19 protein-coding genes are annotated in these 26,090 nt (G+C 61.2%); 13 read left to right on the top strand and 6 right to left on the bottom strand.

Annotated features, from left to right (window positions below; genetic code table 11):
* The first annotated feature begins 20 nt into the window (after positions 1-20).
* Positions 21-554 carry a GrpB family protein gene (locus tag AC1D2N_RS10110; RefSeq protein ID WP_130653394.1) on the top strand — a complete coding sequence of 178 codons (534 nt, stop codon included), beginning with the start codon at positions 21-23 and terminating at the stop codon, positions 552-554.
* Here the strand turns inward: AC1D2N_RS10110 and AC1D2N_RS10105 are convergent.
* Positions 551-2,896: a DNA translocase FtsK gene (locus tag AC1D2N_RS10105; protein ID WP_130653393.1), complete on the bottom strand. Its 2,346-nt coding sequence runs from the start codon at positions 2,894-2,896 to the stop codon at positions 551-553. The two genes, AC1D2N_RS10110 and AC1D2N_RS10105, sit on opposite strands and share 4 nt — an antisense overlap.
* A 171-nt stretch (positions 2,897-3,067) precedes the next feature.
* On the bottom strand, positions 3,068-6,067 hold the full coding sequence (gene polA, locus AC1D2N_RS10100) for a DNA polymerase I (protein WP_130653392.1): 3,000 nt from the start codon (positions 6,065-6,067) through the stop codon (positions 3,068-3,070).
* A 545-nt stretch (positions 6,068-6,612) separates the two neighbouring features.
* On the opposite strand from polA, the gene AC1D2N_RS10095 reads away from it, so the two are divergent.
* On the top strand, positions 6,613-7,029 hold the full coding sequence (locus AC1D2N_RS10095) for a MarR family winged helix-turn-helix transcriptional regulator (RefSeq protein WP_003544385.1): 417 nt from the start codon (positions 6,613-6,615) through the stop codon (positions 7,027-7,029).
* A 113-nt stretch (positions 7,030-7,142) separates the two neighbouring features.
* On the opposite strand, the gene AC1D2N_RS10090 is transcribed toward AC1D2N_RS10095, so the two are convergent.
* Positions 7,143-9,527 (bottom strand): bifunctional diguanylate cyclase/phosphodiesterase, encoded by a 2,385-nt coding sequence (locus tag AC1D2N_RS10090; RefSeq protein ID WP_130653391.1) that lies wholly within the window; start codon positions 9,525-9,527, stop codon positions 7,143-7,145.
* A 214-nt stretch (positions 9,528-9,741) separates the two neighbouring features.
* Here AC1D2N_RS10090 and AC1D2N_RS10085 point away from each other — a divergent pair, with 214 nt between their 5' ends.
* The 7 genes from AC1D2N_RS10085 to AC1D2N_RS10055 all read left to right on the top strand — a co-directional run bounded on the left by AC1D2N_RS10085 (position 9,742) and on the right by AC1D2N_RS10055 (position 19,577).
* A complete protein-coding gene (locus AC1D2N_RS10085) occupies positions 9,742-11,130 on the top strand; it encodes a M20/M25/M40 family metallo-hydrolase (protein ID WP_130653390.1) in 1,389 nt (462 codons plus the stop codon).
* A gap of 400 nt (positions 11,131-11,530) precedes the next feature.
* Positions 11,531-12,205: an SH3 domain-containing protein gene (locus tag AC1D2N_RS10080; protein WP_130653389.1), complete on the top strand. Its 675-nt coding sequence runs from the start codon at positions 11,531-11,533 to the stop codon at positions 12,203-12,205.
* Positions 12,206-12,750: 545 nt separating this feature from the next.
* Positions 12,751-12,972, top strand: a complete 222-nt coding sequence (locus AC1D2N_RS10075; RefSeq protein WP_018448009.1) for a hypothetical protein — start codon at positions 12,751-12,753, stop codon at positions 12,970-12,972.
* 213 nt (positions 12,973-13,185) lie between these two features.
* A complete protein-coding gene (locus tag AC1D2N_RS10070) occupies positions 13,186-15,540 on the top strand; it encodes a transglycosylase domain-containing protein (protein WP_047617596.1) in 2,355 nt (784 codons plus the stop codon).
* 384 nt (positions 15,541-15,924) lie between these two features.
* Complete coding sequence (gene dnaK / locus AC1D2N_RS10065) at positions 15,925-17,841, top strand: molecular chaperone DnaK (RefSeq protein WP_018244286.1); 1,917 nt, start codon at positions 15,925-15,927, stop codon at positions 17,839-17,841.
* Between the two features lie 86 nt (positions 17,842-17,927).
* The gene (dnaJ, locus tag AC1D2N_RS10060; RefSeq protein WP_018244285.1) at positions 17,928-19,055 is read left to right on the top strand and encodes a molecular chaperone DnaJ; all 1,128 of its coding nucleotides are present in this window, start codon (positions 17,928-17,930) and stop codon (positions 19,053-19,055) included.
* Positions 19,056-19,376: 321 nt separating this feature from the next.
* Positions 19,377-19,577: a hypothetical protein gene (locus tag AC1D2N_RS10055; protein WP_018244284.1), complete on the top strand. Its 201-nt coding sequence runs from the start codon at positions 19,377-19,379 to the stop codon at positions 19,575-19,577.
* A gap of 259 nt (positions 19,578-19,836) precedes the next feature.
* Here AC1D2N_RS10055 and AC1D2N_RS10050 read toward each other — a convergent pair whose 3' ends face one another.
* Positions 19,837-20,202, bottom strand: a complete 366-nt coding sequence (locus tag AC1D2N_RS10050) for a helix-turn-helix domain-containing protein (protein ID WP_018244283.1) — start codon at positions 20,200-20,202, stop codon at positions 19,837-19,839.
* Positions 20,203-20,651: 449 nt separating this feature from the next.
* Between AC1D2N_RS10050 and recF the strand changes: the two genes are divergently transcribed.
* Genes recF through AC1D2N_RS10035 form a run of 3 tightly spaced genes read left to right on the top strand, consistent with a single transcriptional unit; the run spans position 20,652 to position 23,082 of the window.
* Positions 20,652-21,776 (top strand): DNA replication/repair protein RecF, encoded by a 1,125-nt coding sequence (gene recF, locus AC1D2N_RS10045; RefSeq protein ID WP_130653388.1) that lies wholly within the window; start codon positions 20,652-20,654, stop codon positions 21,774-21,776.
* Positions 21,773-22,597, top strand: coding sequence for a molybdopterin-synthase adenylyltransferase MoeB (locus tag AC1D2N_RS10040; protein WP_130653387.1), 825 nt, complete (start codon positions 21,773-21,775; stop codon positions 22,595-22,597). Before recF ends, AC1D2N_RS10040 begins: the two co-directional genes overlap by 4 nt.
* Positions 22,594-23,082, top strand: a complete 489-nt coding sequence (locus tag AC1D2N_RS10035; RefSeq protein WP_130653386.1) for a GNAT family N-acetyltransferase — start codon at positions 22,594-22,596, stop codon at positions 23,080-23,082. Before AC1D2N_RS10040 ends, AC1D2N_RS10035 begins: the two co-directional genes overlap by 4 nt.
* Positions 23,083-23,095: 13 nt before the next feature.
* Here AC1D2N_RS10035 and AC1D2N_RS10030 read toward each other — a convergent pair whose 3' ends face one another.
* Positions 23,096-24,097: a 2-hydroxyacid dehydrogenase gene (locus tag AC1D2N_RS10030; RefSeq protein WP_018244279.1), complete on the bottom strand. Its 1,002-nt coding sequence runs from the start codon at positions 24,095-24,097 to the stop codon at positions 23,096-23,098.
* A 185-nt stretch (positions 24,098-24,282) separates the two neighbouring features.
* Here AC1D2N_RS10030 and AC1D2N_RS10025 point away from each other — a divergent pair, with 185 nt between their 5' ends.
* Entirely contained in the window at positions 24,283-24,822 is a 540-nt protein-coding gene (locus tag AC1D2N_RS10025) for an SH3 domain-containing protein (RefSeq protein WP_018244278.1), read from the top strand.
* Here AC1D2N_RS10025 and AC1D2N_RS10020 read toward each other — a convergent pair.
* Positions 24,815-25,807 (bottom strand): adenosine kinase, encoded by a 993-nt coding sequence (locus AC1D2N_RS10020; protein WP_018244277.1) that lies wholly within the window; start codon positions 25,805-25,807, stop codon positions 24,815-24,817. The genes AC1D2N_RS10025 and AC1D2N_RS10020 overlap by 8 nt on opposite strands.
* Between the last annotated feature and the right edge of the window lie 283 nt (positions 25,808-26,090).

Genomic DNA, 26,090 nt, shown 5'->3' with positions numbered 1-26,090 from the left:
CCAGGCTCGAGGGAAAAGGCATGCGCGCCATCAAAGTGGCCGACTACGATCCCTCTTGGCCACTGCTGTTTGACGAGATCAGCGCGGAGGTTTCCGCCTTGCTCGGTGACCGCCTGCTTTCCATCGATCATATCGGCAGCACATCAGTGCCTGGGCTGGCAGCCAAGCCGAAGATCGACCTTAATGCCGTGATGATATCCGACGAGTTCCTGCCGACGGCGATCGAGGTGGTGCGCGCTGCCGATTTCGTCTTCCACGGCGATACCGGAGAGCAACGATGGGCTTTCACCCGCGATCATAAAGCTTACGGCTTCAAGCTCTACCTTTGCGGACCCGATAATCGCGGACATCGGGAGCGCATTCTGTTTCGCGATTATCTCAGGGTTCACCCCGAGAGAGCCAAGGCTTATGCCGAGTTGAAACGCCGGCTGGCCGCAGAGGCAGGCGGCGATTGGGATTTTTACACCGCCGGAAAAACCACGTTCGTCAGCGAGACGCTGCGGTTGGCAGACTTGAGGACGTGGAGTGCGCAGCCGCACTCCGCGCCCGATTAATCGCCGTCACCCCGTCCCGATACGATCTCGCGCTTGCCGACGTGGTTGGCTGGGCCGACGAGACCTTCCTTTTCCATGCGTTCTACCAGTGAGGCGGCGCGGTTGTAGCCGATGCCGAGGCGGCGCTGGATGTAGGACGTCGAGCACTTCTTGTCGCGCATGACGACCTTGACCGCCTGCTCGTAGAGTTCATTGCCATCTTCCGAGGCCATGGCGCTCTTGTCGAAGACGGCGCCGGCTTCTTCCTCTTCCGTCTCTTCCTCCTCGTCGGCGGTGACGGTGTCGAGATATTCCGGGCGGCCCTGGGTTTTCAGATGGGCGACAACCTTTTCCACTTCGACATCCGAGACGAAAGGACCGTGGACGCGGGAAATCCGCCCGCCGCCCTGCATATGCAGCATATCTCCCTGACCGAGCAGCTGCTCGGCGCCCTGTTCGCCGAGAATGGTGCGGCTGTCGATCTTCGAGGTCACCTGGAAGGAGATACGGGTCGGGAAGTTTGCCTTGATCGTGCCGGTGATGACGTCGACCGACGGACGCTGTGTCGCCATGATCAGATGGATGCCGGCGGCGCGGGCCATCTGGGCGAGGCGCTGGATTGCCCCTTCGATGTCCTTGCCGGCGACCATCATCAGGTCGGCCATCTCGTCGACGATGACGACGATATAGGGCATCGGCGTCAGGTCCAGCGCCTGGCTTTCCTCGATCGGAACACCGGTGCCCTTATCGAAGCCGACCTGGACCATGACATGGATGGTCTCGCCCTTTTCGCGGGCCTGTGCCATGCGGTCGTTATAGCCATCGATATTGCGCACGCCGAGGCGCGACATCTTGCGATAGCGCTCCTCCATTTCGCGCACGGCCCATTTCAGCGCCATGACCGCCTTCTTCGGATCGGTGACGACGGGCGTCAGCAGATGCGGGATGCCGTCATAGACTGACAGTTCGAGCATCTTCGGGTCGACCATGATCAGGCGGCACTGTTCCGGCGTCATGCGGTAGAGCAGCGACAGGATCATCGTGTTGATGGCGACCGACTTGCCGGAGCCGGTGGTGCCGGCCACGAGCAGATGCGGCATCTTGGCGAGCTCGGCGATGACAGGCTCGCCGCCGATGGTTTTGCCGAGGCCGAGCGCCAGCTTGTAACCGCTCTTCTCGAAATCCTGGCTCTCGATCATCTCGCGGAAATAGACGGTTTCACGTGTCACATTCGGCAATTCGATGCCGATGACGTTGCGGCCGGGGACGACGGCCACGCGGGCCGAAAGCGCCGACATCGAGCGGGCGATATCATCGGCAAGGCCGATGACCCGCGACGATTTCACGCCCGGCGCCGGCTCGAATTCATAGAGGGTGACGACAGGACCGGGACGGACATGGATGATTTCGCCCTTGATGCCGAAATCTTCCAGCACGCTTTCCAGAAGCCCGGCATTCTGTTCCAGCGTCTCCTGCGACATGATCTCGCCGAGGCGTTCCGGCGGTTCCTGCAGCAGGGCACGCGGCGGGAATTGATAGCCGGATGCGTCGATCCTTTCGGGCCGCGCGGCCAGGCGCGGCGACGGCAGGACCGCGGCGACAGGCGGCGTGCGCTGCGGCGCTGGTGCTGCCTGAGGGGCTGATGCAATTTGAGGGGCTGGCGCGACCTGAGAGGTTGGCGCCGCCTGAGGTAAGGGCGCGACCGGTGCCTCGACAGCGATGCGCCTGGGTCTTTCCAGGGACGAGGCGGCCGGAGGGCGCACAGCGACCTTTGCGGAGATCGCAGCCGGCTGCGGGAGCGGGCGGGAGATGACGGGAGCAGGGGCCGACCGGCCGGGACGCCATTCCATGATCCGGAACAGCGACGTGATCGATTCGGGCGAGGTCTCGGTCTTCGGGAACGATATCAAGGGCGGTGCGCGAACCGGCTCGGCCTCTTCGAAGGCCATGACTTCCCAAAAGGCGAAATCCGAAATGGAGGAAAGCTCGGCGCTGGCGCGGAAAGCCGGCGCGCCGGGCTCGTCAGGCAAAGGTGACTGCTGCAGTTCGACCCTATGCGGTGCTACGGAAATTTCGTCCGGCTCTGGCAGATAGATATCGAAGGGCACGTCGACGGCTACCGGCTCTATCCGTATCGCCTGCTGTCCAATCTGCGAATCATCGCGAACGGGCTCATTCGGCGCGCGCCGCCTGCTGATCAGCGTTTCCGGCGTACGGGTGAAACGGACATTCGGCGCGAGGGAAAAGTTGCTCTGCCAGATGGGTGGCGCCGGCTTCTCCCCTGGGTTTTCCGCCGGAAGGTCCGTTTCAATCTCGCTGGAAAAATCTCCGGCATCAGTCAAATTGGTTCTGGGAAAACGCATGCGTCCGCTACTCACTCATGCTTTGCAAATTACGACCCTACCGGGATAGAAAAGGAAGGTTAATAAGTTCCTTCCTGCCGTATCGTTCCGATACGACCCGTTGGGATAAATCGCTGCACTTTCAATGAGTTCTGGCAGTGAGAAAAATCTTTGCCAATTTTGGGGAAGTCGTTAGTGCGCCTCGTCCCAATTGGTGGCGGCGCGTGCATCGACCCTCAGCGGCACACGCATTTCCAGCGCCGGCATGGTGGCGTTTTCCATCACCGAGACGATGACCGGCATCGCCTTTTCGACATCTTGGTCCTCGACCTCAAAGATGAGTTCGTCGTGCACCTGCAGCAGCATGCGGACGCGATCGGCAAGGCCGACTTCAACAAGCGCCGGCTCTATCTTGATCATCGCCCGGCGGATGACGTCGGCAGCCGAACCCTGGATCGGCGCATTGATCGCCGCACGCTCGTTGAAGGCGCGCACGGATGGATTGGAAGAGCGGATTTCGGGATAGTTGATGCGGCGACCGAAGATCGTTTCGACATAACCCTTGTCGCGCGCCATTGCCTTTCGGCTTTCCATATAATCGCGGATGCCGGGGAAACGCTCGAAATACTTCTTGATATAGTCGCCGGCTTCCGAACGCTCGATCGAAAGCTGATTGGCAAGCCCGAAGGCCGAAATGCCGTAGATGATGCCGAAATTGATTGCCTTGGCGCGGCGGCGCACCTCGCCCGGCATGCCTTCCACCGGCACGCCGAACATTTCCGAAGCCGTCATGGCGTGGATGTCGACGCCATCTTCGAAGGCCTTGGTCAGCTGCGGGATCTCGGCCACATGGGCAAGCACGCGCAGTTCGATCTGGCTGTAGTCGGCGGAGATCAGCTTGTGGCCAGGCGTCGAGATGAAGGCGGTGCGGATCTTGCGGCCTTCTGCGGTGCGCACCGGAATGTTCTGCAGGTTCGGCTCGGACGAGGACAGACGCCCCGTGGTCGTCGATGCCAGCGAATAGGAGGTGTGGACCCGCTTGGTCTCCGGATGGACATAGCCGGGAAGCGCGTCGGTATAGGTGGATTTCAGCTTGGTGACCTGGCGCCAGTCGACGATCTTGCGCGGCAGTTCGAAACCGGCGGCGGCCAGATCCTCGAGCACCTGCGCGGAGGTGGACCATTGGCCTGTCTTCGTCTTGCTGCCGCCGGAAAGGCCCATCTTGCCGAACAGGATATCGCCCAGCTGCTTCGGCGAGCCGATATTGAAACGTTCGCCGGCCAGCACGTAGATCTCGTCCTCCAGCCTTGCTGCACCCTGGGCCAGCTCGCCGGAGAGCCGCGACAGGATCTGCCGGTCAACGGTGATGCCGCGCGCTTCCATACGCGCAAGCACGGGCAATAGCGGCCGCTCCAGCCGTTCATAGACGCTGGTCAGCCCTGCTGCCGCCAGCCGGGGCTTCAGCACCAGCCAGAGGCGCAGCGTCACGTCGGCATCTTCGGCGGCATAGTGGGTGGCGCGGTCGATATCGACCAGATCGAAGGTGACATTCGCCTTGCCGCTGCCCGCCACGTCCTTGTACGGGATCGGTGTATGGCCGAGGAATTTTTCCGAGAGCGGATCCATGCCGTGCGCGCCGGTGCCGGCGTCGAGCACGTAGGAGATCAGCATTGTGTCGTCGAAACTCCTGGTCTCGATGCCGTAGCGCTTCAACAGCAGGTAGTCGTATTTCAGGTTCTGGGCGACCTTGAGAACCGCTTCGTCCTCCAGCAATGCCTTCAACCGCGGCAGGGCATCGCCCATCGGGATCTGGTTTTCGGCAAGGCCGCCGCCGAGCAGATCGCCGACGCCGTTCTTATGGACAAGCGGCACATAGGCGGCGCGGATCTTCGTGCCAGTGGGATCGGCCGTATTGTCGGCGATCGCCAGCGAAAAGCCGACGAGTTCGGCCTGCATCGCATCCAGCGACGTGGTCTCGGTATCGAAAGCAACGAGGCCGGTAGCGCGCGCATCGGCGATCCAGCGGTCGAGCGTCGCCAGGTCGCGGATCGTGACATAGGCCGAATGATCGAAGGGCAGCGTCGCAAAGGCCTCGGCCCGCGCCTTGGCAAGATCGGCGGGCGAAAAGGCGCCTTCGACGGCGCTCTTCGCCTTCGCGCGCGGCGGCACCGGCACAGATTCGCCCGAAACGTCGGGGATGCCGCCGGCAACAGTCTCGGGCTCCGCCGCGTCGAGATCCGGGCCGCGGGCCGTCTCGCCCCACTCGATGCGGACGGTCGCCGGTTCGACGGCGCTCGCATCGCAATCGCAGGCCTCGGCGACGCGGCGCGTCAGCGTGGTGAATTCCATCGTCTTCAGGAAGCCGATCAGCTTCGGGCCGTTCTGCGGTTCCAGAACCAGCGCGTCGAGATCGAGTTCGAGCGGCACATCGGTGCGCAGCCGCACCAGGTCGCGCGAGAGCCTGGCCATGTCAATATTGGCGAGGATCGTCTCGCGGCGCTTGACCTGTTTGATCTCGGTGGCGCGTTCGAGCAGCGTGTCGAGATCGCCGTACTCCTCAAGCAGCTGGGCGGCGGTTTTCGGGCCGATGCCCGGAATGCCGGGAACGTTGTCGACGGAATCACCGGTCATCGCCTGCAGGTCGATCATCTTTTCCGGCGGCACGCCCCATTTCTCGATGACATCGGGAATGCCGATCTGCTTGTCCTTCATGCTGTCATACATATGGACATTGGGGCTGACGAGCTGCATCAGATCCTTGTCGGAGGAGACGATGGTGACATCGGCGCCGGTTGCCTCGGCCTGGCGGGCATAGGTGGCGATAATGTCGTCGGCTTCGAAGCCTTCGGTCTCGATGCAGGGCAGATTGAAGGCGCGGGTCGCCTCTCTTATAAGGCCGAATTGCGGGATGAGCTCTTCCGGCGGGGCGGAGCGGTTCGCCTTGTAGGCGTCGTAGAGATCCTTGCGAAACGTCTTGGCGGAATAATCGAAGATGACGGCAAGATGTGTCGGCGTCACACCGACATCGGTATTGCGCGCATCCCTCAGCAGCTTCCACAGCATGTTGCAGAAACCGGACACGGCGCCGATCGGCAGGCCGTCGGTCTTGCGGGTCAGCGGCGGCAATGCATGAAACGCCCGGAAGATGAATCCGGAACCATCGACTAGGAAGAGGTGATCGCCTTTTTTCATGCGTGCATGGATAGCGCGGGCATCGGACGAGGTCCATATAGAGTTCGGCATAAAGTTCGGCGCGCGAAAAGGATTATGGCGTTCGGAGCGTCACACAGCGCCGCGTGTCTTTTCGGACGCGCAAAGGACGCTGAGCACTTGGCGTTGCTGCATAATTTTATCCTTCCATCGATTCCGATCTCAGGAATTGTGCGGCAGCGATTCCAGCTCACCAAACTGTTACCGATTTGTAACGATCGCCCTCCCTTGAAAAACCACATTCTGAGCCACAAATCCATGTCACCGGCGCTTGATTGCGTCGCGGGTCTGATTACCGGCTTGTCCCCCGCCGCGTCAGGCTTGGACAAAGGCCTTATCCCCCTCTCCGGGCCTTTGTCCCCACTTTAAAGTCGCCATGGCCAACCTCCAGGCCATGGCGACTTTTGTTTTTTCCAGGCACTCGAAATTATCATCACGGCTTGCATGTTAAGGAGCATCGTATGCGATTTGCTGCATTGTCTCCGGCATGGTTTTGAGCCTAACTTGCAATCATGGGATTTAACCGCATGGATTCGGGAGCCTACCTTGCCAGCCAGCTGGCGAAGGGTTTTGCCCGCTCGCTGCACCAGCGCGCGGTCGGGCTTGGTTTTTCTCCGGGCCAGTTCCCCATCCTGCTGGAACTCTGGGCCGAGGACGGGCTGACCCAGAAACAGCTTCTCGAGCGGGTCGATATCGAGCAGGCGACCATGGCCAATACGCTTTCGCGCATGGTGCGCGACGGGCTGATCGAGCGCCGGCCGCATCCGTCCGACAAGCGGGCGCAACTGCTCTTCCTGACGCCGAGGGCGCGCGCCATGGAGGCCGAGGCGATCGAGACCGCGCGTGAGGCCGACCTTGCGCTGTTTAAAGGTTTTCGGGTTTTCGAGCGCGAGCTGACGCTCGAATATATCCGCCGGCTGCTGGAAAACGCCAAGGCGCTCTGACCGCTGCATAATTTTATCCTTAAATCATAATCGATTTAAGGATAAAATTATGCAGCAATTCAAAGTGTTACAGCGTTTTTTGCGCGTCTGAAAAGACGCGCGGCGCTGTAAGATCACTCGCCGGCACGCTGTGCGCGTCGCAATAGGGACACGCCGGTTTCGATCTGCATGGTCAGGACGTTTTCGTCGGCGGCAAGCTTGACGCTCGGCTCGATATCCGGCTTGCCGAGTAAAAGGCCCTGCACTTGCGCGCAGCCTTCCTCGACGACGATCCGGCGCTGCATCTCCGTTTCCACGCCCTCCGTCACGACAGGCATGCCGAGGCTATGACCAAGGCCGATGATGGCGCGCACGATCGAGCGTGCCGACGCATCATGTTCCAGCACGCCGGTGAAACTGCGGTCGACCTTGATCTTGTCGAAAGGGAATGAACGCAGGTTGGACAGCGAGGAAAAACCGGTGCCGAAATCATCCATGACGATGTGCACGCCGAGCTTGTGCAGCCGCAGCAGCGTCGTCATCACCCGGTCGCGATCGCGAATGAGGGCCGCCTCGGTGATCTCGAGCTCCAGCCGGCCGGGCGCAAGCCCGGTTTCGGCGAGGATCGACTCGATCCGCTCACAGAGGTTCGGCAGCATGAATTGCACCGGTGAGAGATTGACGGCGATCATCAGCGGCAGCGGCCAGCGCACGGCCTCCCTGCAGGCCTGCAGCAACACCCATTCGCCGAGCTGGACGATCGAGCCGCTTTCCTCGGCGATCGGGATGAAAATATCGGGCTCGGTCAGGCCGTAACCTGGCCGGTTCCAGCGCATCAGGGCCTCGTAGCCGCCGATCTCGCCGCTCAGCGCATCGAGGATTGGCTGATAGCTGACATGGATCTGGTTGCGGGAGATCGCATGGCGCAGTTCGCTTTCGATCTGGCGGCGGTTCCGTGCCGCCTTGTCCATTTCCGCGTCGAAGAAACAGACCTTGCCGCGACCGTCATGCTTGACGCGGTAGAGTGCAGTATCGGCATTGTTGCAGAGCTCTTCAGCAGCAGCGCCATCCGCGGGATAGAGTGCGATGCCGAGGCTGACGCCGACGGCTGTGGGGTCACGCGCCGTGTCCATCTCGGCGGCGAATTCGTCGAGGATATCAGCCGCAAGCTTCTGCGCCGCCGCCGGCTGCTGCCCGGCGGGCTGAATGATGGCGAATTCATCGCCGCCGAGGCGGGCGACCGTATCGCTCTCATCGGCCACGCGGCGCAGGATCGAGGCGACCTTGCGGAGAATCCGGTCGCCTTCGGCATGACCGAAGATATCGTTGACGGCCTTGAAGCGATCGAGGTCGAGATAGAAGAGGGCAACCTCGCTGTTCTTTCGTTCGGCCATCTGCAGCGCCTGCCGGATGCGGGTATCGAACAGCGACCTGTTCGGCAGATCGGTGAGCACATCGTGGTGGGCGAGATGCTCGATCATCTCCTCGGCCTGCCTGCGCTCGGTGAGATCACGCACCGCCAGCACCTCGCAATTGTGCCCGCGATAGACGATCCTGCTCGCGGTCACTTCGACGGCGATCTCCCTGCCGTTCCTGGTGTTGAGCAGCGTCTCGCTGGGTCTGTTCTGCCCAGTTCCCTGAATAGCGGACAAAACAGCCGAGGGCGCCTTGCCGGCAAGATCGGCAAGCTTCCAGCCGGAAAGCCCCTGGAAGCGTTCATTGGCATCGATGATCCGGCCTTCCCGCAGGATCAGCAGCCCTTCCTGCGAGGCATTCGCAAGCCCCCTCAGATCCGTCAGGTGGCTTTCGATAAAGACCACTGCGAGCGCAATCAGAATGAGCGTCGTCGCCGCCACCACGACGATCACAGCAAGCAGGCTGGCGTCGAGCACCGTTGCCGGAACTTGCTTGCCGGGATCCGGCACCAGTGTGATGCTAGCCATCGAGATGAAATGGAGAGCGCAGATCGCGAGGACGAAAGTGATTGACGAGGCGAGGAGCCGCCTCAGTCCCTTCAATTGGAAAAAGGCGTGGAAGGCGGCGCCCGACAACAGCGCTCCTGCGAGAACCGCACTCAGCGTCATCAAGGGATCATAAAGGATGACCGCCTGCGTTTCGATCGCCTGCATGCCGGTCAGGTGCATGGAGGCGATGCCGAGCGCCATCAGGACGCCGCCGCGGATGCGAGAAAACCTGCCGCGGCTTTCCGAAGCGACGAGGATCGCCGCCCACGAACCGACAACCGACAGGAGGAAAGAAAGCGTCGTCAGGCCCAGTTGGTAGCCGATCGGCATGCCGCCGTCATAGGCCAGCATCGCGATGAAGTGCGTTGCCCATACGCCGGTGCCGAAAGCGAAAGCCGAGGCGCCGATCCAGAGCTTGCGCCGCCCGGCATCGCATTCCTGGGCGCGGGAAAGCAGCAGCATAGCCGCCGTAGCGCCGACCAGGCAGACGGCGGCAGCCGCAAGCACCAGCCGCCAATCGTGGTTGTCCCGAATACATGTAATGACCGAAAACATCCGAACCTCGCACAGCTGAATTCGGTCAGGCTATTTAGGTTATGCTAAATAACGGTAAATTGAATTAGAATTCTCTTCTATATTATCCAGCAAATCTTCTTGATATTAGTCTATGCCCCGCCGGTCTTTCGCGCCGCCGATTTTTTGTTTTTCCGCCTCGCCTGCCTATCTGGTTTGGTCTATCGTCCGGCCGAATTTCAAAAAGGAGTCGAAAATGACCGATGTACGTCAAGTGCTTGCGCGCGCGGATCAGAATCTTCCATCGAGCCTCGACAAGCTGTTCGAGCTTCTGCGCATCCAGTCGATATCCACCGATCCCGCCTACAAAGCCGAATGCCTAAAGGCTGCGGAATGGCTCGTCGCTTATCTCGGGACGCTCGGTTTTACGGCCTCGGTGCGCGATACACCAGGCCATCCGATGGTCGTCGCCCATCATGCCGGCGCGTCCGCCGATGCGCCGCATGTTCTCTTCTACGGCCATTACGATGTTCAGCCGGTCGATCCGATCGAACTCTGGGAAAACGACCCGTTCGAGCCATCGATCAAGGATGTCGGCGAGGGCCGCAAGATCCTGACCGGCCGCGGCACCTCCGACGACAAGGGCCAGTTGATGACCTTCGTCGAGGCTTGTCGCGCCTATAAGGAGATCAACGGCGCGCTTCCCTGCCGCATTACCATTCTCTTCGAGGGCGAGGAGGAATCCGGTTCGCCATCGCTGAAGCCCTTCCTTGAAGCCAATGCCGCCGAACTGAAGGCCGATTATGCGCTCGTCTGCGATACCGGCATGTGGGACCGCGACACGCCGGCGATCGCCGCAGCGCTGCGCGGCCTCGTCGGCGAGGAAGTGATCGTGACGGCCGCCGACCGCGACCTGCATTCCGGTCTCTTCGGCGGCGCGGCTGCCAATCCGATCCATATTCTCGTCGGGGCTCTTGCCGGCCTGCATGACGAGACCGGCCGCATCACGCTTGACGGCTTCTATGACGGCGTCGAGGAAACGCCTGACAACATCAAGGCATCATGGGAGACGCTCGGCAAGACCGCGGAGAGCTTCCTCGGCGAAGTCGGCCTTTCCATTCCATCCGGCGAGAAGGGTCGTTCGGTGCTGGAACTCACCTGGGCGCGGCCAACCGCCGAAATCAACGGCATCTGGGGCGGGTATACCGGCGAAGGCTTCAAGACGGTGATCGCTGCCAAGGCTTCGGCCAAGGTTTCGTTCCGGCTTGTCGGCACGCAGGATCCGGCCGCCATCCGCGAGGCTTTCCGCAGCTATATCAGCTCGAAGATTCCCGCCGATTGCTCGGTGGAGTTCCATCCGCATGGCGGCTCGCCGGCAATCCATCTCTCCTATGATTCGCCGGTTCTGACCAAGGCGAAGAACGCGCTTTCCGACGAGTGGCCGAAACCCGCCATCGTCATCGGCATGGGCGGGTCGATCCCGATCGTCGGGGATTTCCAGAAGATGCTCGGCATGGAATCGCTGCTCGTCGGCTTCGGTCTCAGCGATGATCGCATCCACTCGCCGAACGAGAAATACGAGCTTATCTCCTACCACAAGGGCATCCGCTCCTGGGTGCGGATTCTTCAGTCGCTCGCTGCCTGATGGAAAAGGCGCACCTTCCATCAAGATGCGCCACGCAAAGTCGCGACAAACAAAAAGGCCGGTTCGACCCGGCCTTTCGTCATCTGCTCATCTCAGTGCCAGTTCATCCGTGGTCAAGGAGCAAGCGGGTATTGCAATGAGACTGCCGCCGAAAGGTTAACGGACCGTTAACAGTGCCCGCCCTTGCCGGAAGCACTACTCGCGGCTCAAGGGCGCTGACAGACATTTCGCCGTTCAACCTACGTTCATCGCGAGCGACGTATAAGCCATTGAAAGATAAGACGAATGATAACGCCCTAAACACCTGCGGGCGATCCGTCTATCTTTTGTTTCAGTGGCATATGCCAAGGAAACGCGGCCCAGCGCTGCCTGAAAAACGTGCCAACAAGGACTGAGAAGCGTGAAAAATCTCTTTGTTAAAATCGCAGCGGTCGGCCTGCTTATGCTGGCGCCTGCCGCAGCGCAGGCTGCCGAGGGCTACTCGACGGCGAACGTCAACATGCGTGCGGGTCCGAGCACCCGTTATCCTGCCGTCGCGGTCATCCCGGCTGGTTCTTCCGTCGAAATCCGCGGATGCCTTTCCGACGTCAACTGGTGCGACGTGGAATTCTACGACGGCCGCGGCTGGGTTTCCGGCCAGTACGTGCAGGCCCTCTACCAGCAGCGCCGCGTCTATGTCGGCCCGCAATATTACCGTCCGCTCGGCATTCCGATGATTCGCTTCAGCGTCGACAATTATTGGGACCGCTACTACCGCAACCGCGATTTCTATCGCGACCGTGACCGCTGGAGCCGCGGCCCGGACTATTACTATCGCGACCGCGACAATCGGGATCGGGATCGCGATCGCGATCGGGATAACCGGGATCGCGACCGTAACTGGCGCGAGCGGGATCGCGACCGAGATGGGCGCGACCGCGATCGTGACTGGCGCGACGACAATCAAAGGGACGATCGGCAGAGGGGCGATCGGCAAAGAGGTGAACGGCAGAGGGACGACCGGAGAGGCGATGATCGCAGGCCGGACCGCAGGGACTTTGATTGCCGCCCCGGCGATCCCTCCTGCGACGAATGAAACAGAAAGGGGACGGCAGCGCCGTCCTCTTCCGAGGCTTGAAGCCAAGGGAAAACACCCAAGAAAAAGCCCGGCGCTCCCATGAGGGATGCACCGGGCCTGATGTCGATCGGCGCGTGTTGAGGGGAGACGGCCGATCATGCGCGGGACGTGAGGGGTTGTCCCGCTTGTACTTAAACAATCGCGGAGCCTATTGGTTCCGCCTCCTGCATAATTCCTTAAATCGGAATCGAATTTAAGGACGAAATTATGCAGTAATTCAAAGTGTTACAGCGTCCTTTGCGCTTCTCGAAAAGACGCGCGGCGCGGTAATCCACGTCGTATCGCACGTAACTCACGCCACGCACTTCGGGGCCTTTGTTTTCACGACGCGCGCCGCTTCGCCGGCGAGCGCAAGACAGGAACCGCGGGGGAAGCATCGATCCTCGAATGCGCTCACCGACAATTTGATGTGAAGCCATCGCGAGGCTCTTGTTTTGCGGGATTCTTTATTGCAGTTTTGTGGCGTTGCGGATTGATTTTAATCCGTTCGAGGCTGGACCCTGATGACGCAAGACTACCTGGCTTTCTTCGGGCTTTTTGCCCCTCGGGCAGCCGCCGCAGATGTTACCGTTTGGCATAAACACAACCCTATCCTGCCTGTACGCCTTACCGATGGGGCGAACCTCAACCCTTCCGGCCAGATCTGGCGCCGCTTTCATCTGGGCGAGTGGGAATATAAGCAGGACCCGGAAACGCTCGACGATTACGAGGCCCGGCAGTTCTGAAGGCCAATGCTGTCGCCCGGCGCGATCTGCTTTACTTTCCATTATTAACACCCCGTTAAATCGCCGCATTTACAGTTCAGTCGGATGATCACGGCGGCACTCAAAGTGCTCCAGCGTCCTTTGCGCGTCTGAAAAGACGCGCGGCGCGCTGGAGAAGAGCACCGTTATGCGAAGCTGGCTTCGCGATCGAACATGGGGTGTGACCGGTCCGCGATGGCAGGCAGAGGCAGATCAGGCGACAGAATAGAACCGTCCTTCAGCGGCCGCCCGGCGCGCGACGATGACGAATTCTCGCTCGATGCCGACGATCGCATTGCCGGAGGCCGATCCCAGCGCCGCGGCGGCTCGAAACCCCCGCCGCAACGTGCAGCCCCCCGGCGGCGGCGCGAGCCGCGGGAGCGTGAAGGCGGCGGGTTTTTCGGATTCCTGCGCCGCGTGATCTACTGGTGCGTCGTGCTTTTCATCTGGGCGGGCATCGGCGTTGCCGGGCTTGTGGTCTATTATGGCTCGCGCATGCCGAGCGCCAGCACATGGGCGATCCCGGAACGGCCGCCGAATGTGAAGATTACCGCCGTCGACGGCAGCGTCATCGCCAATCGCGGCGCGACCGGCGGCGAGGCGCTGTCGCTCGAAAACATGTCGCCCTATATTCCGGAAGCCGTCATCGCCATCGAGGATCGGCGTTTCTATTCGCATTTCGGCGTCGATCCGCTCGGCCTCGGCCGGGCGATCGTGACCAACTTCACGGCCGGCCACATGGTGCAGGGTGGCTCGACGCTGACGCAGCAGCTTGCCAAGAACCTCTTCCTCTCCCCGGACAGGACGCTGGAACGTAAGGTGCAGGAGGTGCTGCTCGCGCTGTGGCTGGAGCAGAAATACACCAAGGACCAGATCCTTGCGATGTATCTCAACCGGGTGTTCTTCGGATCGAACGCCTATGGTGTCGAGGCGGCATCACGCCGCTACTTCAACAAATCGGCGCGTGACGTGAACCTCGGCGAGGCCGCGGTGCTGGCCGGCCTGCTCAAGGCGCCGTCGCGGCTTTCGCCGGCCCGCGATGCCGACGCGGCGAATGCCCGCGCCCAACTCGTGCTCGCAGCAATGCGCGAACAGGGTTTCATCACCGATTCCGAGGTCAAGACGGCGATGTCACAGACCCCGGCTTCGGCCAAGAGCTACTGGTCGGGCGCCGGGCACTATGTCGCCGACATGGTGATGGACGAGCTGCCGGGTCTGATCGGCGACGTCAAGGAAGACGTCATCGTCGATACGACGATCGACAAGTCGCTGGAAAAGAAGGCCGAGCAATCGCTGGTCGACGTGCTCGACAAGGAGGGCGGGAAGCTCGACGCCTCGCAGGCGGCCCTCGTCTCGATCGACGGCACCGGCGCGATCCGGGCGCTCGTCGGCGGCAGGGACTATGCGACGAGCCAGTTCAACCGCGCCGTCAAGGCCAAACGCCAGCCGGGTTCCTCGTTCAAGCCCTTCGTCTATGCCGCAGCACTCGAGAAGGGGCTGACGCCCTATTCGGTGTTCAACGACGCGCCGATCCGGATTGGTGACTGGACGCCCGAAAATTACGAGAAGAAATACAATGGCGAAGTGACGCTGGCGACCGCGCTGGCCAAGTCGCTGAACACGGTGGCCGCCCAGCTGGTGATGTATGACGGGCCGGATCAGGTGATCAAGCTTGCCCACCGGCTCGGCATCGAAAGCGAGCTGCAGCCGAACGCCTCGATCGCGCTCGGTACGTCCGAGGTGTCGCTGATGGAACTTACCGCCTCCTATGCCGCCTTCATGAACGGCGGCTACAAGGCGACGCCGCACGTCATCCGCCGGGTGACGACTGCCGAAGGGAAGGTTCTCTACGAAAATACCTACGACAGCCCGCCGCGCGTGCTCTCCGAGCAGATCGTCGCCGAGATGGATGCGATGATGATGGGCGTCATCGACAACGGCACCGGCAAGAGCGCTAAGATCCCAGGCTGGCAGGCGGCGGGAAAGACCGGCACAACGCAGAATTCGCGCGACGCGCTCTTCGTCGGCTTCACCAGCAACCTCACCACGGGGGTCTGGTTCGGCAATGACGACGGCAAGCCGATGAAGAAGGTGACAGGCGGCGGCTTGCCCGCCAAGGCCTGGAAGGAATTCATGATCGCCGCCCACAAGGGTCTTTCGCCGGCACCGCTCTTCGGCAACGGCCAGTTGATCGCCGATCCGAACAATGGTCAGCCGATGGCGCAGGCAGCCCCTGGTGATGGACAAGCGGGCGATGGGCAGTTGGGCAGCGGGCAACCGATGACGGCCGAGGCGCCGCCGTCGACGATCGGCGGTATCATTTCCGGCGTCTTCGGCGGCGACGACAATGCAAACCGCTATCCGCAAGCGCCTGTCCGGCAGCAGGCGGCAAGCTCCGGCAATGGCCCGGTTCCGCCCGCAGACATTGCCGAAGGCGGCGGCTCGAACTATGAGGGCGTGGTGCCACCCGGGGATGTCGGAGGCGCGCAGACAACCTCTTCTGTCCAGCCGCGGCGCACGACGCTGCTCGATCTGATCATGGGCCAGTGAGATCTTTGCTGCACGTCCAACACAAGCCCGATGCTCTAAAGCGCATCGCGATCTTTCAGAATCGCTCCTCGCGCTTTAGGTCTTCGTTTTACGCATGTCGTCGTCGCAAGACCGCTTCACAGTTTTGCGCGACATGCTCTAAAAATCGGCCGCTTCCCGGACATGGGGCGACCTCTTTCCCGGCTACTGTAAAAATTGAACGCAACACATTCGTTTTGCTGGATTCCGGGGCATTTCTCGCCTTGCAGTCCAGAAAACCGCTCCTTATATACGCCGCATCACCGCAATCACGATTGCGTAATCGCAAGTAGACCCATCCCGTAAGGGGCTGTCAGGGAAATGCCTTCTCGGGGTTCCGACAGCTTGCTTCAAGGAGAGAATGACATGGCAAAAGTAATTGGTATCGACCTTGGAACGACGAATTCCTGCGTCGCAGTCATGGACGGCAAGGACGCGAAGGTTATCGAGAATGCGGAAGGTGCACGCACGACCCCTTCCATGGTGGCATTTTCCGATGATGGCGAACGCCTCGTCGGCCAGCCGGCCAAGCGCCAGGCAGTCACCAACCCGACGAACACGCTCTTTGCGGTCAAGCGCCTGATCGGCCGCCGCTACGAAGATCCGACCGTCGAGAAGGACAAGCACCTCGTTCCCTTCACCATCGTCAAGGGCGACAATGGCGACGCCTGGGTCGAAGCCAATGGCAAGGGCTATTCGCCCGCACAGATTTCCGCGATGATCCTTCAGAAGATGAAGGAAACCGCCGAATCCTATCTCGGCGAAAAGGTCGAGAAGGCCGTTATCACCGTTCCCGCCTATTTCAACGACGCGCAGCGCCAGGCAACCAAGGATGCCGGCCGCATCGCTGGTCTTGAAGTTCTGCGCATCATCAACGAGCCGACCGCTGCAGCCCTCGCCTACGGCCTCGACAAGAAAGAAGGCAAGACAATTGCCGTCTACGACCTTGGCGGCGGCACCTTCGATATTTCGATCCTCGAGATCGGCGACGGCGTCTTCGAAGTGAAGTCCACCAACGGCGATACTTTCCTCGGCGGTGAAGACTTCGACATGCGTCTCGTCGAATATCTCGTTGCCGAGTTCAAGAGGGACAACGGCATCGACCTGAAGAACGACAAGCTTGCCCTGCAGCGCCTCAAGGAAGCTGCGGAAAAGGCAAAGATCGAGCTTTCGTCCTCGCAGCAGACCGAAATCAACCTGCCGTTCATCACGGCCGACGCCTCCGGCCCGAAGCATCTGACGCTGAAGCTGACCCGCGCCAAGCTCGAGAGCCTGGTCGACGATCTCGTCCAGCGCACGATCGCGCCGTGCAAGGCAGCGCTCAAGGATGCCGGTGTCACCGCTGCCGAAATCGACGAAGTGGTTCTCGTCGGTGGCATGAGCCGCATGCCGAAGGTACAGGAAGTCGTCAAGCAGCTGTTCGGCAAGGAGCCGCATAAGGGCGTCAACCCGGATGAAGTGGTGGCGCTTGGTGCTGCCATCCAGGCCGGCGTTCTGCAGGGCGACGTCAAGGATGTCCTGCTCCTCGACGTGACGCCGCTGTCGCTCGGCATCGAGACCCTAGGTGGTGTCTTCACCCGCCTGATCGAACGCAACACGACGATCCCGACGAAGAAGAGCCAGACCTTCTCGACCGCCGAAGACAACCAGCAGGCCGTGACCATCCGCGTTTCGCAGGGCGAGCGTGAAATGGCTGCCGACAACAAGCTGCTCGGCCAGTTCGACCTCGTTGGTCTGCCACCGTCGCCGCGCGGCATGCCGCAGATCGAAGTCACCTTCGACATCGACGCCAACGGCATCGTGCAGGTTTCGGCCAAGGACAAGGGCACCGGCAAGGAACAGCAGATCCGCATCCAGGCTTCCGGCGGTCTTTCCGACGCCGACATCGAGAAGATGGTGAAGGATGCCGAAGCCCATGCCACCGAAGACAAGAAGCGCCGCGAGGCCGTCGAAGCCCGGAACCAGGCTGAAAGCCTGATCCATTCCTCGGAAAAGTCGCTGAAGGATTACGGTGACAAGGTTTCCGAGGCCGACCGCACCGCGATCTCGGATGCGATCGCTGCGCTGAAGACGGCGTCGGAAGCGTCGGAGCCCGATGCCGACGACATCAAGGCCAAGACCCAGACGCTGATGGAAGTGTCGATGAAGCTCGGCCAGGCGATCTATGAAGCACAGCAGGCTGAAAGCGGCGCTGCTGGCGATGCCTCCGCGGAAGGCGGCGACAATGTCGTCGATGCCGACTACGAGGAAATCAAGGACGACGACCGCAAGAAGTCCGCGTAATCCGCGACGGCGTGGTTATGCTTCAACACCTGATCCGGCTGCTCACCATGGCAGCCGGAAAATCCATTTCCGGGGTTTAATCCTTAATGGCAAAAGCGGACTTTTACGAAACTCTGGGTGTAGCCAAGTCGGCGGACGAGAAAGAGCTGAAAAGCGCCTTCCGCAAACTGGCGATGAAATTTCATCCGGACAAAAACCCGGATGACAAGGACGCCGAACGGAAGTTCAAGGAAATCAACGAAGCCTACGAGATGCTCAAGGACCCGCAGAAGCGGGCGGCCTATGATCGCTATGGCCATGCGGCTTTCGAGCATGGCGGTATGGGCGGTGGTGGAGGCGGATTTGCCGGCGGCGGTTTCTCAGACATCTTCGAGGATATCTTCGGCGAAATGATGGGTGGTGGGCGCGCTCGCCAGCGCTCGTCGGGCGGCCGCGAGCGTGGTGCTGATCTTCGCTACAACATGGAAATAACGCTGGAAGAATCTTTCTCCGGCAAGACGGCGCAGATCCGCGTTCCCACCTCGATCACCTGCGACGTCTGTACGGGTTCGGGCGCCAAGCCCGGCACGCAGCCAAAGAACTGCGGCACCTGCCAGGGAACGGGGCGCGTGCGCGCGGCACAGGGCTTCTTCTCGATCGAGCGGACCTGCCCGACCTGCCATGGCCGCGGCCAGATCATTCCCGATCCCTGCCCGAAGTGCCACGGCCAGGGCCGGGTGACGGAAGAGCGTTCGCTCTCGGTCAATATCCCTGCCGGTATCGAGGACGGCACGCGCATCCGGCTGCAGGGCGAAGGCGAAGCCGGCGCCCGCGGCGGACCAGCGGGCGATCTCTACATCTTCCTGTCGGTCAAACCGCATGAATTCTACCAGCGCGACGGAGCCGATCTCTATTGCGCGGTTCCGATCTCGATGACGACGGCCGCGCTCGGCGGAACCTTCGACGTAGCGACGCTTGACGGCACCAAGTCGCGCGTAACCGTGCCTGAGGGCACGCAGGTCGGCAAACAGTTCCGCCTCAAGGGCAAGGGCATGCCGGTGCTGCGTTCGGTGCAGACGGGCGACCTCTACATCCAGATCCAGATCGAGACGCCGCAAAAGCTCACCAAGCGCCAACGCGAACTGCTTCAGGAATTCGAGCAGCTTTCCTCCAAGGAGAACAATCCGGAATCGACGGGCTTCTTTGCCCGCATGAAGGAATTCTTCGAAGGCTGAGCCGCAATCGACACGCCTATTTTGAAAGCCGGGGACGGAAACGTCTCCGGTTTTTTTGTTCCAGGAATCCTGATTTGCGACATTCGCCGCCCGCGCCGGCCAATCTGTCCCGGATCGATACGGCGGCGGACGGGAAGACGACTTGCGTTAACGCAGCCAGATGATGCCGCTTGCAAGTTTTCCAAATGAATTCAGTCTCTGCGGTCAGCGCATAACTCCGAAGATCGGAATCTCCTTTTGGGGTTATGCACCAAATCAAAGCGATAGAGCGTCCTTAGCGCGGCGCTCTAGCGGGGGACAACCAAACCAAGGGTATCGACCATGGCGCCAGCCTTTTCCTCTCAGTCCGAAGACGTCGACGTTCTCGCCGGCGCCATCTACACCTGGTGCGCCGAGCGCAACATCAAGCTTCGCAGCCAGCAGGGCCTTTCAATCGCCAACATCGCGATCGACCTCTATCATGCCGGCCACCAGACGCAGGACGATCTGCTGATGGCGCTGCACGAATGCGAGATTCACTGAAGCGCGCGGCATCGAACCTGAACCGGGCGACCTGCTTCCCGGTCTTCGCCTTGAGGCACGCCGTCCTTCCAAAACCGCTGTACACCCGCATCGGTCCGAGATCATCCAGACCTTGAACAGGTCGTGCTTTCGGTGGGAATCCATTGCCCGCTGCATAGCTTCTTAAATCGGAACCGATGCAGGATTAAAATCATGCAGCAATTCAAAGTGCTAGAGCGTCCTTGCGGCTCTCGAAAAGATGCCTGGCGCTGTCGTGGAATCAAGCGGCGGTTTCGGCCACTTCGCCAGTCATGAGGGTGACGATGGTCTTGACCGCTTCCTTGCCTGCCGGTGAGTTCAGCTTGTCGTAGCTCAGCGCAAGCGCATAGGCGTCGGGGCTGAGTTCGACACGGCTGCCGAATGGTGACATGCCGGCGCCCTCGAAAAGAGCAGAGATCTCAACGTCAAGAAAAACCGCGATCTGATGCAGCTTGCTGGCGGAAACGCGGTTCGTTCCCTTTTCGTATTTCTGGATCTGCTGGAAAGTCAGTCCGAGTGCTTCGCCAAGCTCAAGTTGGGAAACACGGCGAAGGGCGCGAAACTGTCTGACGTTGCGACCGACGATAATATCAACCGGATCTGGCACTTCATCACTCTCTCATACATAAACGTTCCGTTTACCATATCGTCTGCACCAGATAACTCAACCCTGCAGTTGCAAAATTCAACCGACTTTTTTTGGGCTTTACGTTACGTCAATAGCCTTAAAGGATGGCAGCAAACCCTGAATATCCGGAGCTGGGAGGCATTGACAATAACTGTCGACAGTATCGGCTTGGCGATGTCAGACCATCTCCGGTGGTTGTATTTTTAGCAGAATTTCGAAAGTGTCATGGCTGCCGTTACACCGGGAAGATGTCGGACACCAGGACTTCGGTCACGGGATCTCTGGAATATATGTCCTGGGTGCCGCCAGCCGCCGCGTCCCTGACTTGCGGCAGCACCGACGGTACGATCCCACGGCCAAAAAGCTGCCAGCCTTGCCATCAGCGCCGCTTCGGCTTAGCTGTCACGCTTTACGATTCCGGACATTCGATGCCGCACAAGGTTTCTCTTTCCCGTCTGAAGCTGACAGACTTCCGCAACTATGCGGCGGCGGCCCTTACCCTTGACGGTCGGCATGCCGTACTGACGGGAGATAACGGCGCCGGCAAGACCAATCTCATGGAGGCCGTCTCCCTGCTTTCGCCTGGCCGCGGCCTGCGCCGCGCGGCTTATGGCGATATTACCCGCGTCGGCGCCGCCGGTGGCTTTTCGATCTTCGCCGCGCTCGACGGCATGGAGGGCGACGTCGAGATCGGCACCGGCATCGAAACGAGCGAGGAGTCCATCGCCCGCAGGCTGCGCATCAATGGCACGACGGCAAAGACTGCGGACGAACTGACCGACCATCTGCGCCTTCTCTGGCTGACACCGGCGATGGACGGGCTCTTTACCGGCGCCTCCTCCGACCGGCGCCGCTTTCTCGACCGGCTGGTTCTGTCACTCGATCCCGCTCATGGCCGCCGCGCCAGCGATTTCGAGCGCGCCATGCGCAGCCGCAACAAATTGCTGGACGAAGGCCGCTTCGATCCGTCCTGGCTTGCCGGCATCGAGGAGCAGATGGCAAGCCTCGGTATCGCCATGGCGCTCGCCCGGCAGGAGATGCTCGGCCTCCTGACCCGGCTGATCGAGGAAACACGGGAGAGCTCGCCCTTCCCTTCGGCATCGCTGCAGCTCTCGGGCTTCATGGACGGTCAGTTCTCGCGCCCCTCGGTCGACCTCGAGGATGACTACGCGGCGATGCTGGCAGAGAGCCGCTACCGCGATGCCGGCGCAGGGCGCACGCTCGAGGGGCCGCACCGGGCCGATCTCATCGTGCATCACCGCGAAAAGGCGATGGAGGCGGAACGTTGCTCCACCGGCGAGCAGAAAGCGCTGCTTGTCGGCCTGGTGCTTGCGCATGCGCGGCTCGTCGGCAATCTCACCGGCCATGCGCCGATCCTGCTGCTCGACGAGATCGCAGCGCATCTCGACGAGAACAGACGCGCCGCGCTGTTCGACCTTATCGACGGGCTCGGCGGCCAGGCCTTCATGACCGGAACGGATCGCGCGATGTTTTCAGCACTCGGCGACAGGGCGCAGTTTTTCACGGTTTCCGACGGAAGGGTGTTCGAATGACGGAGGCGGCTTTTCCCGGCGTCGGGCGTCATGATAACATCGGCGCCATGGAACCGCTCAGCCCAGAAGAAATAGCGCGGTATCACCGCCACATCCTGCTCCCCGAGATCGGCGGCGCCGGCCAGCAGAAACTGAAAGCCGCCCGCGTTCTGGTGATCGGCGCCGGCGGCCTCGGTGCACCGGTCCTGCAATATCTGGCCGCAGCCGGCGTCGGCACGCTCGGTATCGTCGACGACGACCGGGTGTCGCTGTCGAACCTGCAGCGCCAGGTGATCCATGATTCCGGCACGATCGGCGAGCTGAAGACGGAGAGTGCCGCCTTCGCCATCGCCAGGCTCAATCCGCATGTCCGACTGATCCGCTTCGAGGAACGCTTTTCCCCGGAGGCCGCCCGCCGTCAGCTCTCCGGCTTCGATCTGCTGATCGATGGCTCCGACAATTTCGACACGCGTTATGCCGCCGCCGATGCGGCGGAAGAAGCGCGCATCCCGCTCGTCAGCGGCGCCGTCGGGCGTTTCGATGGTTCGCTGACGGTTCTCAAGCCCTATGAGACGGCTGAGGACGGAACGTCCAACCCTAGATATCGCGACCTGTTTCCGGAAGCGCCGCCGGCGGGTCTGATTCCCTCCTGCGCCGAGGCCGGCATCATCGGCGCGCTCACAGGCGTCATCGGCACGATGATGGCGATGGAGGCGATCAAGCTCGTCACCGTCACCGGCGAACCGCTGGTCGGACGGTTGCTGCTCTACGACGCGCTCTCGGCCCGCTTCGACACGGTTCGCTACAAACGACGCCGTACAACACAAAGACCAGCCGGATGACGATTATTCGTCTTGATCATAGCTTCACGCGCTGGGACGAACTGCTGACGCTCGTCCTTTCCGCCTTCGCCTCGATGAACGGCAGGATCGACCCGCCATCTTCGGCGCTCAAGCTGACGACGGAGTCACTGGCCGAAAAGGCCAGGGCCGAGATCGGCCATGTCGCCATCGACGGCGAAAAGCTGATCGGCTGCCTCTTCCTGCGGCCGGAGGCCGATTGTCTCTATGTCGGCAAGCTCGCCGTCCTGCCTGAGATGCAGGGCAAGGGCCTCGGCAAGCGGCTGCTGGCGATTGCCGAGGAAACGGCTGCGGCGCTCGGTCTTCACGCTTTGCGGCTGGAAACGCGGATCGAACTCACCGACAATCACGCCGTCTTTGCCGCCTGTGGATTTTCCAGAACCGCCGAAAAGACGCATCCCGGCTTTGCCAGGACGACATTCGTCGAGATGCGCAAGGTCCTTGCGCCTCCAATCTGCGTCGCCTGATTTACAGCGTTTTTCAACGACCCGGCAGCACGCGGTTCGGCGGCCTGTGACCGTCGATGAAGGTGCGGATGTTGATGATGACCTTGTCGCCCATGTCGATGCGGCCTTCGATCGTCGCCGAGCTCATATGCGGCAGCAGCACGACCTTGCCCTCATTGGCGAGCTTGACCAACTTCGGATTGACGGCAGGCTCGTTCTCGAAGACGTCGAGGCCGGCGCCGGCGATCCGGCCCTCCCTCAGGCATTTGATCAGCGCAGCTTCGTCGACCACGTCGCCGCGCGCGGTGTTGACGAGATAGGCCGTCGGCTGCAGCAGCGCCAGACGGCGGGCCGAGATCAGGTGGAAGGTCGCCGGCGTCGACGGACAATTGATCGAAACGATGTCGACACGAGCGAGCATCTGGTCGAGGCTTTCCCAATAGGTCGCCTCCAGTTCGTCCTCAACAGCCGGATTGACGCGCTTGCGGTTGTGATAGTGGATCGACAGGCCGAAAGCCTTGGCGCGGCGGGCCACCGCCGTGCCGATGCGGCCCATACCGACGATGCCGATTCGCTTGCCGTGAATGCGCCGACCGAGCATCCAGGTGGGAGACCAGCCTGCCCATTCACCCGGCTTGTCGGTCAGCACGCGCGCACCTTCGCCGAGCCTTCTCGGCACCGCGAGAATCAGCGCCATGGTCATATCGGCGGTGTCTTCGGTCAGGACGTTCGGCGTGTTGGTAACGGTGATGCCCTTGCGCGCCGCCGCCTCGACGTCGATGTGATCGGTGCCATTGGAGAAGCTTGCAATCAGCTTCATCTGCGGTCCCGCCTGCTCGATCAACGCCGCGTCGATGCGATCGGTGACGGTCGGCACCAGCACGTCGGCGGTCTTGACCGCGGCGATAAGCTCGGGAACGGAACGCGGCGCGTCGTCGATGTTCAGCTCGGCGTCGAAGAGTTCACGCATGCGGGTTTCGACGGCATCCGGCAGCTTGCGGGTGATGTAGACCTTCGGTTTTTTCTTCGCTGTCATGGCTGCCTGTGGTGCCTTGTTCAGAGGTCTTTAACCAAGAGGGGTGATAATTTTCCCATTCCGGGCATTTTCTACCAGACCCGCACGCGAAGACAAACAAAACTCGCGGTGCAGCCGGGGAATGTCAAAGCCCGGACCGCGAGCAGGCCGGGCCTGCCCGCGAATTCGAGCAAACGGAAACTTCCATGAGCAGCAAAGTCCTGAAGTCCTGCCTCGCCCTTGCCATCGCACTGGCCGCATCCATGGGAAGTGTCGAATTCGCCCATGCGCAGGCGGCCAAGGGGCCAAGCGGACTGCCGTTGCCGCGCTTCGTCACGCTGAAATCCAAGCGCGTCAACCTGCGCATCGGTCCGGGAACGGATTACGCCGTTTCGTGGATGTACCTGAAATCCGGCCTGCCGGTGGAGATCATCCAGGAATACGACAACTGGCGCCGCATCCGCGATGCCGACGGCACCGAAGGCTGGGTCAACCAGTCGCTGCTGTCCGGCCAACGCGCGGCGATTGCCGCCCCGTGGATGAAGACCAAGGGCAAAGGCGTCTATGTCAATCTGCGCCGCGAGGCGCAGCCCTCCGCCTCGATCGTCGCCAAGCTGGAACCCGGCGTGATGATCACCATTGGCGAATGCAACGGCGACTGGTGCCGCGCCGAAACCGACGGCGCCTCGGGCTGGGTGGCGCAGTCGGAGATCTGGGGCGCCTATCCTGGCGAAGCCTTCAAATAAGCCCCGCCCGTTTGGCTGCCTCGGAAAGCGAGGTCATCGGGCGCGGGCCGATCTGCTGGATGACGATGCCGGCAGCCAGGCAACCGAGCTTGCCGCAATCTTCCAAAGAACGTCCCTGGGTGTAGCCATAGAGGAAGCCAGAGGCGAACAAATCGCCGGCACCCGTCGTATCCACAACTTCCTTGATCCGGATCGCATCGACGTAAAAACGCTCACGGCCCTTCAGGATGACGGCACCATTCTCGCTCATCGTCACAGCGGCGATTTTGCAATCGGCGGCGATCCTGTTCAGCGCCTCCTCGAAATCGTCGGTCTCGTAGAGCGACAGCGCTTCCTGGCGATTGGCGAAGACGATATCGACCTTGCCGGAGCGCATCAGATCGAGGAATTCGCCGCGATAGCGGTCGACGCAGAAACTGTCGGACAGCGTCATCGACACTTCGCGGCCGTTTTCATGGGCGATGCGGGCACAATCGAGGATGGCTTCCTTGGCGCGCGGCGGATCCCAGAGATAACCTTCGAAATAGGTGACCTTGGCGTTGGCCACGACGTCGGTCTCGACGTCTTCCGGGCCGAGCTCGACGCAAGCGCCGAGATAGGTGTTCATCGAGCGCTCGCCATCCTCGGTGACGAAGATCATCGAACGTGCCGTCGGCGGGAAGGTGCCCTTGGGCCGGGTCTGGTAGTGGACGCCCTGGGCGCGGATGTCGTGCGCGAAGATATCACCGAGCTGATCTTCGGCGACATTGCCGAAATAGGCAGCCTTGCCGCCGAGGTTAGCCACGCCCGCCGCCGTGTTGCCGGCGCTGCCGCCGGAGGCTTCGAGCGCCGGTCCCATGCGCGAGTACAAGAGTTCAGCGCGTTCGGCATCGATGAGGTTCATCGCCGCCTTGGTGATCTGGTTGTCAATGAGGAACTGGTCGTCGCAACGGGCAATGATATCCACGATTGCGTTGCCGACTGTCAGAACATCGAATCTTGTCATGAAATGGGGGGTCCCGGATTTGTGATAGCCGGGGTTTGGTCTTAGCGAAATTTCCGCGGTTTGGAAGGATAAATGGTGGATGGCGCATCTATTTCTTCGCAAAAGTGCCGCCTATTCGTCATGCCCCTGTCATCTTCCAAATCTAGAAATACTCGCAAGAAGACCGGCATGAGCAGCTTTCAGTTGCAGCCGGGCGCACGAGGGATGATCCCTTCGATCTTACCGGCGCGACGCTGACCACGGATGAACTGGCAGCTTCGTGATCCGGGTTTCCGGCAAGACC

The organism is Rhizobium sp. P1_B8, assembly GCF_056406515.1.
The sequence above is the reverse complement of the archived record's forward strand: the minus strand, read 5'-3'. Positions and strand labels throughout refer to the sequence as shown.

Bases quoted from the DNA above. Each gene is read 5' to 3' on its own strand.
- AC1D2N_RS10110 (WP_130653394.1), top strand. From the start codon at position 21: ATGCGCGCCATCAAAGTGGCCGACTACGATCCCTCTTGGCCACTGCTG.
- AC1D2N_RS10105 (WP_130653393.1), bottom strand. From the start codon at position 2,896: ATGCGTTTTCCCAGAACCAATTTGACTGATGCCGGAGATTTTTCCAGC.
- polA (WP_130653392.1), bottom strand. From the start codon at position 6,067: ATGAAAAAAGGCGATCACCTCTTCCTAGTCGATGGTTCCGGATTCATC.
- AC1D2N_RS10095 (WP_003544385.1), top strand. From the start codon at position 6,613: ATGGATTCGGGAGCCTACCTTGCCAGCCAGCTGGCGAAGGGTTTTGCC.
- AC1D2N_RS10090 (WP_130653391.1), bottom strand. From the start codon at position 9,527: ATGTTTTCGGTCATTACATGTATTCGGGACAACCACGATTGGCGGCTG.
- AC1D2N_RS10085 (WP_130653390.1), top strand. From the start codon at position 9,742: ATGACCGATGTACGTCAAGTGCTTGCGCGCGCGGATCAGAATCTTCCA.
- AC1D2N_RS10075 (WP_018448009.1), top strand. From the start codon at position 12,751: ATGACGCAAGACTACCTGGCTTTCTTCGGGCTTTTTGCCCCTCGGGCA.
- AC1D2N_RS10070 (WP_047617596.1), top strand. From the start codon at position 13,186: ATGGCAGGCAGAGGCAGATCAGGCGACAGAATAGAACCGTCCTTCAGC.
- dnaK (WP_018244286.1), top strand. From the start codon at position 15,925: ATGGCAAAAGTAATTGGTATCGACCTTGGAACGACGAATTCCTGCGTC.
- dnaJ (WP_018244285.1), top strand. From the start codon at position 17,928: ATGGCAAAAGCGGACTTTTACGAAACTCTGGGTGTAGCCAAGTCGGCG.
- AC1D2N_RS10055 (WP_018244284.1), top strand. From the start codon at position 19,377: ATGGCGCCAGCCTTTTCCTCTCAGTCCGAAGACGTCGACGTTCTCGCC.
- recF (WP_130653388.1), top strand. From the start codon at position 20,652: ATGCCGCACAAGGTTTCTCTTTCCCGTCTGAAGCTGACAGACTTCCGC.
- AC1D2N_RS10040 (WP_130653387.1), top strand. From the start codon at position 21,773: ATGACGGAGGCGGCTTTTCCCGGCGTCGGGCGTCATGATAACATCGGC.
- AC1D2N_RS10035 (WP_130653386.1), top strand. From the start codon at position 22,594: ATGACGATTATTCGTCTTGATCATAGCTTCACGCGCTGGGACGAACTG.
- AC1D2N_RS10030 (WP_018244279.1), bottom strand. From the start codon at position 24,097: ATGACAGCGAAGAAAAAACCGAAGGTCTACATCACCCGCAAGCTGCCG.
- AC1D2N_RS10025 (WP_018244278.1), top strand. From the start codon at position 24,283: ATGAGCAGCAAAGTCCTGAAGTCCTGCCTCGCCCTTGCCATCGCACTG.
- AC1D2N_RS10020 (WP_018244277.1), bottom strand. From the start codon at position 25,807: ATGACAAGATTCGATGTTCTGACAGTCGGCAACGCAATCGTGGATATC.